The sequence below is a fragment of the Mycobacterium sp. E2238 genome, from assembly GCF_001672665.1.
GTDB lineage: Bacteria > Actinomycetota > Actinomycetes > Mycobacteriales > Mycobacteriaceae > Mycobacterium.
Genome location: NZ_LZKF01000228.1, coordinates 1 through 3,101, shown reverse-complemented (window position 1 = coordinate 3,101; position 3,101 = coordinate 1). Strand labels below are relative to the sequence as shown.

Below are 3,101 nucleotides of genomic sequence, written 5' to 3'. Positions count from 1 at the left end.
GACACCGCGTACGCCGGGATGCCGTAGACGAAGTTCACCGTGCCGTCGATGGGATCGAGGACCCAAGTGACCGCGCCCGCGGGGGCACCGGCCGGGTCGGCCGGGCCGCCGCCCTCCTCGCCGAGAATCGGGTCGCCGGGCCGTAATTCGGCCAGCCGGTCCCGCAACAGGCGTTCGGTCTCCGTGTCGACGACGGTCACCGGATCGGTGGGGGTGCTCTTCGACCGGACCGCGCCGGTGCCCGAATGTTTCGAGCCCGCCGCGGACGCGCCGAATACCTCGGCGCGGCGCCGCCGCACGAACGCGGCGGCCTCGGTGGCCAGTGATTCGGCCACCGTGCGCAACCGGGCGGGCTCGTCATCTCCTCGGGTCACCGGTCTATCGCATCACAGGCGGCACGGCCCCGCAGATGCCCCGTCGGCGCACCGCTACCGGGCTAAGGTGGGCGGACAGCCTCAGCCACGTCCAGGAGCTTCGATGACCAGCACCGACTCGACCACGGATACGCCCGGCACCGGCACCGCCGTCGGGACCCCACAGCGTCGGGGATTCGGCATCGACGTCGGCGGCAGCGGCATCAAGGGCGGCATCGTCGACATGGACACCGGGCAGCTCATCGGCGAGCGGATCAAGCTGTTGACCCCGCAGCCGGCAACGCCGCCGGCGGTTGCCAAGACCATCGCCGAGGTGGTCAACGCGTTCGGCTGGACCGGCCCGCTCGGGGTGACCTATCCCGGGGTGGTCACCCATGGTGTCGTCCAGACGGCTGCCAACGTCGACAAATCGTGGATCGGCAGCAACGCGCGCGACATCATCAGCGCGGAGTTGGACGGCCAGGACGTCACGGTGCTCAACGACGCCGATGCCGCGGGGCTGGCCGAGGAGCACTACGGCGCGGGCAGAAATCAGTCCGGTTTGGTCGTGTTGCTGACGTTCGGCACCGGAATCGGCTCCGCGGTGATCCACAACGGCGTCCTGATACCCAACACCGAGTTCGGGCATCTCGAGGTCGGCGGCAAAGAGGCCGAGCAGCGCGCGGCGTCGTCGGTCAAAGAGAAGAACGGGTGGAGCTACGAAAAGTGGACCAAGCAGGTCACCCGGGTGCTGGTGGCCATCGAGAACGCGGTGTGGCCGGACCTGTTCATCGCCGGTGGCGGCATCAGCCGCAAGGCCGACAAGTGGCTACCGCTGCTGGAAAATCGCACCCCGGTGGTGGCCGCGGCGCTGCTCAACACCGCCGGGATCGTCGGCGCGGCCATGGCCTCCACCTCCGACGTGACGCACTGATTTTCGCCCGGCAGAGCCGTTGGACCGCTCACTGTCGTTACAATGGTCATCGGCGACCGCCCGAACGATAGCGTGCAAAGACCCACGCTGATCCAACGCCGACATCGACATAGCAGACACTTTCGGTTAACCATGCCCAATACCCACCGAAGGTGAGTCCAAACGAAGGGGTGTAAGTGGCAGCGACCAAGGCAAGCCCGGCAACCGAAGCGCCGGTGAAACGGACCGCCACGAAGTCTCCGTCGTCCCCCGCTAAGCGATCGGCGGCCAAGGCCGCTCATGGCTCCGCGCCCGCGAAGCGCGCAGCCAAGGCGCCGGCACGCGCGGCCGAGGACGGGGCCGCTGCCGACACGAAGAAGACCCGCGCCGCCAAGGCGCCTTCGGGCCGCGGGACCAAAGCGGCCAAGGGCGCGCCGGCCGATTCCGACGTCGAGCTGGAGGCCGTCGAGGACCTCGACGACGCGGAGCTCGACGCCGAGCCCGGCGAAGACCTCGAGATCGACGCCGCCGACCTGAGCCTGGACGACCTGGAGGACGACGACGTCGCGCCGGCAGACGTCGACGCCGAGGACGCCGACGTCGACCCACCCGATGACAGCGAGGAGGAGGCGGCCGCCCCGGCCGCCGCCGCCGCCGCGGCTCCCGCCGATGACGACGAGGAGATCGCCGAGCCCTCCGAAAAGGACAAGGCCTCCGGCGATTTCGTCTGGGACGAAGACGAGTCCGAGGCGCTGCGCCAGGCACGCAAGGACGCCGAACTCACCGCATCCGCGGACTCGGTTCGCGCGTACCTCAAGCAGATCGGCAAGGTGGCGCTGCTCAACGCCGAGGAAGAGGTCGAGCTGGCGAAGCGGATCGAAGCCGGCCTGTACGCCACGCAGCTGATGGCCGAGATGGCCGAGCGCGGCGACAAGCTGCCCGCCGCTCAGCGCCGCGACATGATGTGGATCTGCCGCGATGGCGACCGCGCGAAAAACCATCTGCTGGAAGCCAACCTGCGCCTCGTGGTGTCGCTGGCCAAGCGGTACACCGGCCGCGGGATGGCATTCCTCGACCTCATTCAGGAAGGCAACCTGGGCCTGATCCGCGCGGTCGAGAAGTTCGACTACACCAAGGGCTACAAGTTCTCCACCTACGCGACGTGGTGGATCCGGCAGGCCATCACCCGCGCCATGGCCGATCAGGCCCGCACCATCCGCATCCCGGTGCACATGGTCGAGGTGATCAACAAGCTGGGCCGCATCCAGCGCGAGCTGTTGCAGGACCTGGGCCGCGAGCCCACGCCCGAAGAGCTGGCCAAGGAAATGGACATCACGCCCGAAAAGGTGCTGGAGATCCAGCAATACGCCCGTGAGCCGATCTCGCTGGACCAGACCATCGGCGACGAGGGCGACAGCCAGCTGGGTGATTTCATCGAGGACAGCGAGGCCGTGGTGGCCGTCGACGCGGTGTCGTTCACCCTGCTGCAAGACCAGTTGCAGTCCGTGCTGGAGACGCTGTCGGAGCGCGAAGCCGGCGTAGTACGGCTGCGCTTCGGCCTCACCGACGGCCAGCCCCGCACCCTCGACGAGATCGGCCAGGTCTACGGCGTCACCCGCGAGCGCATCCGTCAGATCGAGTCCAAGACGATGTCAAAGCTGCGCCACCCCAGCCGTTCCCAGGTGTTGCGCGACTACCTCGACTAGTAACCGCCGAACGTCCCTGTCGCGCAACGGGTCTGAATCCGAACGGAAAACCCGTCGCGGGGCGGCGCCGGCCGTCGTACGGTGACCGCATGAACCGCACACTGGTCTCCTCCGGCTCCGAATTCGAGG

At 68.2% G+C, this 3,101-nt stretch carries 3 protein-coding genes; 2 read left to right on the top strand and 1 reads right to left on the bottom strand.

Annotated features, from left to right (window positions below; translation table 11 throughout):
- A partial coding sequence (locus A5711_RS21030; protein ID WP_304528459.1) for an inositol monophosphatase family protein occupies window positions 1-374 on the bottom strand: 374 nt, incomplete at its 3' end.
- Between the two features lie 103 nt (window positions 375-477).
- Here A5711_RS21030 and ppgK point away from each other — a divergent pair.
- Both ppgK and A5711_RS21020 read left to right on the top strand, forming a co-directional pair.
- The gene (gene ppgK / locus A5711_RS21025; protein WP_067949930.1) at window positions 478-1,287 is read left to right on the top strand and encodes a polyphosphate--glucose phosphotransferase; all 810 of its coding nucleotides are present in this window, start codon (window positions 478-480) and stop codon (window positions 1,285-1,287) included.
- Between the two features lie 176 nt (window positions 1,288-1,463).
- Complete coding sequence (locus A5711_RS21020) at window positions 1,464-2,972, top strand: RNA polymerase sigma factor (protein ID WP_082975800.1); 1,509 nt, start codon at window positions 1,464-1,466, stop codon at window positions 2,970-2,972.
- Window positions 2,973-3,101 lie beyond the last annotated feature (129 nt).

Excerpts from the sequence above, each read along its gene's own strand:
- ppgK (WP_067949930.1), top strand. The coding sequence starts at position 478 with ATGACCAGCACCGACTCGACCACGGATACGCCCGGCACCGGCACCGCC.